At 69.7% G+C, this 3317-nt stretch carries 2 protein-coding genes; both read left to right on the forward strand.

All coding sequences use genetic code 11. From position 1 onward, the window contains the following. Nucleotides 1-282: 282 nt before the first annotated feature. A complete protein-coding gene (locus AB0D67_RS38985) occupies nucleotides 283-1902 on the forward strand; it encodes a VCBS repeat-containing protein (RefSeq protein ID WP_362947448.1) in 1620 nt (539 codons plus the stop codon). Nucleotides 1903-2029: 127 nt separating this feature from the next. Then, a complete protein-coding gene (locus AB0D67_RS38990) occupies nucleotides 2030-3214 on the forward strand; it encodes a hypothetical protein (protein ID WP_362947451.1) in 1185 nt (394 codons plus the stop codon). The last annotated feature ends 103 nt before the right edge of the window (nucleotides 3215-3317 follow it).

A 3317-nucleotide genomic window follows, 5' to 3' on the forward strand; every position in this document is an offset into this window, starting at 1 on the left:
CCGGCGACGTCGACGCAGACGGCCACGACGACATCGTCGCCGCCTACCAAAACCCTGACAACACCTTCAGCTACCACGTCTGGAAGAACGGCACCACCTACGCCGGCAAGTGGTACACCTCCGGCAACTACTCCCTCGACCCCGTCGCCGACCGCCTCGTCCTCGGCAGCTGGTGACCGGCACATCTGCGACACGCGGGGCGGCCCCGCCGCTCCGCCCCCAGAGCCGAACGAAGTCGGTAGTCCCCCTTCCCCCTGTCGCAAGCAGAGAAAGAGAAGAGCCTTGCGAGCATCGACGTCGTCAGTCCTCCGTACCGGCGCCGCCGCCCTCGTCGGTGCGGTCGTCCTGACCACCGCGCCGGCCGCCGCCTCGGCCGCCCGGGATCCGAGCCCGGTGCCGACGACTCCTCCGTCCGAGGCGTCGGCGGCGCAGGCGTACCAGTCCGTGCCCTGTGACCCGAACGGCACCACGAGCGCGGACGCCGCCCTTGCCACTCAGCTGAACAGCCGGTTGCAGGCCGACATGCGCGGTTACATGAACGCGTACCGCACCTCCTGCGCCCGGATGGTGGTCAACGCGGTGAAGGCCAGAGGCCTGGCCTCGCGGGCCGCGGTGATCGCCGTCGCGACGGTGATCGTGGAGACCCACCTGCAGAACATCAGCGTCGAGGTCGACCACGACAGTCTGGGCCTGTTCCAGCAGCGGGCGTCGTGGGGCAGCCGGGAGCAGCGACTGAACCCCACGTGGGCCACCAACGCCTTCCTCGACAAGATGCTCCGGGAATACCCGAACGGCTCCTGGATGACGGCCCCGATCGGCGAGGTCTGCCAGAACGTGCAGGTGTCGGCCTATCCCGACAAGTACCAGAAGCAGGCCGGCGACGCCCAGATCATCGTCAACGCGCTGTGGGGGGCGTCCTCGCGCAGTGCTCCGGCGATGATGCGTGACGATGGCGACGGCACCATGACCATCTGGCGCTGGACCTCCAACGGCTCCTCCTTCGCCCACGGCACCGACTACGAATCCGGCGGCTGGACCATGAACCAGGTCGGCAACCGGGTGGCCTCCGGCGACGTCGACGGAGACGGCCACGACGACGTCGTCGCCGCCTACCAGAACCCTGACAACACCTTCAGCTTCCACGTCTGGAAGAACGGCACCGCCTACGCCGGCAAGTGGTACACCTCCGGCAACTACTCCCTCGACCCCGTCGCCGACCGCCTCGTCCTGGGCGACTTCGACGGCAACGGCAAAGCCGAACCCGCCATGATGCGCGACGACGGCGACGGCACCATGACCATCTGGCGCTGGACCTCCAACGGCACCACCTTCACCCACGGCACCGACTACGAATCCGGGCCCTGGACCATGAACCAGGTCGGCAACCGGGTGGCCTCCGGCGACGTCGACGCAGACGGCCACGACGACATCGTCGCCGCCTACCAAAACCCCGACAACACCTTCAGCTACCACGTCTGGAAGAACGGCACCACCTACGCCGGCAAGTGGTACACCTCCGGCAACTACTCCCTCGACCCCGTCGCCGACCGCCTCGTCCTGGGCGACTTCGACGGCAACGGCAAAGCCGAACCCGCCATGATGCGCGACGACGGCGACGGCACCATGACCATCTGGCGCTGGACCTCCAACGGCACCACCTTCGCCCACGGCACCGACTACGAATCCGGGCCCTGGACCATGAACCAGACCGGCAACCGGGTGGCCTCCGGCGACGTCGACGCAGACGGCCACGACGACATCGTCGCCGCCTACCAAAACCCCGACAACACCTTCAGCTACCACGTCTGGAAGAACGGCACCGCCTACGCCGGCAAGTGGTACACCTCCGGCAACTACTCCCTCGACCCCGTCGCCGACCGCCTCGTCCTCGGCAAGTGGTAGTCCCGTTCCCCCGACGTGGTGGGTCGCGCCTGTCATGTGCTTGGGCGCAGCCCCTCATCCCCCACCGATTCCCGGCGGACGCGGCCGAATCGCGGCCCGGCGTCCCGCTCGAAACAAGGAGAAAGACATGAAGAGACTTGTCGCGGTGCTCGCCACCGTGGCTTCCGCCCTGGCCGGGTTCGCCCTGCAGACCCCGGCGCGCGCGAGTACGCCGACCCTCTTCGGGGCGTCGGTCCACCAGGTCTCGGGGCAGACGTTCCCCCAGGCGCTGGCGGCCGCCGACACGCGGTACGGCACGCTGCCGATCGTCCGGGCCTTCTACTCGGGCGCCCCCGCCGGGTGGACCGACGCGAAGCTCAACACCCCGGGTCGCTCGACCGTGGTGTCCTTCAAGTACGACGCGGACGCCGTGCTGGCGGGTACGGCGGACGCCTATCTGCGCTCGTGGTTCGCGAGCGCGCCCCGGGACCGGGACGTCTTCTGGTGCTTCTACCACGAGCCGGAGGAGAACATCAAGAACGGTGAGTTCACCGCGGCGGCGTACCGGGCCGCGTGGCAGCGCATCGCCCGCCTCGCGGACGAGGCCGGCAACCCGCGCCTGTTCGCCACCACGATCCTGATGGACTGGACGCTGGACCCGAAGAGCGGGCGGAACTGGCGCGACTACTACCCCGGCTCCGCGTACGTGGACGTGATGGCGTGGGACGTCTACAACTTCGACATGGCGAAGTCGGAGACCATGGCCCAGCACAACGCGAAGCGGCCGGGTCTCGAGGTGGCCCGCTCGGAGGGTAAGCCGTACGCGGTGGCCGAGCTGGGCCTCGACGACCACGCGAACCGTCCGGCGATGCTGCGGGAGGTCGCCAGGTGGCTGCGGGGTACGGCGGAGGCGCGCTTCGTCACGTACTTCGACGCGGCGGGATGGCCGGAGTACGACCTGATCGGCGACACCGGGAGCATCCAGGCGTGGCGTGAGGCGGTGACCGGGACGCTGTTCTCCGGAACCCCGGTGATGACCACGTCCGCCGGACCCGCGGCGCCGACGGCCACGAAGATCCAGTGGACGACCCGGGTCGACCCGGCGCGGCACTCCGGCTGGGTCTCCTGCGCCTCCTGGCGCACCGACGGCTCGGACTTCGCCGAGGGGCCGCGGCGGGCCGTCTCCGGGAACCCCGAGACGATCACGTGTGACCGGGACGGCCTGCAGCCGAAGACGTCGTACCAGACCAGGCTCAAGTGGTGGGACGCCCAGTCGGGCGGATCCGTCCTCTACAAGAGCGACGCCGTCGGCCAGGTCACGGCCGCGGCGTGACCGGGAGGGGGGGGGGCCGGGGGGGGGGGCCCCCCCCGGGGGGGGCCGGGGCGCACCCGCCCGGCGGGGGGGGGGGGGGTGTGGACACAGAGGAAAAACAGCA

It is taken from the genome of Streptosporangium sp. NPDC048047 (assembly GCF_040653115.1).
In the GTDB taxonomy this organism is placed as follows: Bacteria; Actinomycetota; Actinomycetes; order Streptosporangiales; family Streptosporangiaceae; genus Streptosporangium.

Coding starts and splice junctions, on each gene's coding strand:
- AB0D67_RS38990 (WP_362947451.1), top strand. CDS start 2,030: ATGAAGAGACTTGTCGCGGTGCTCGCCACCGTGGCTTCCGCCCTGGCC.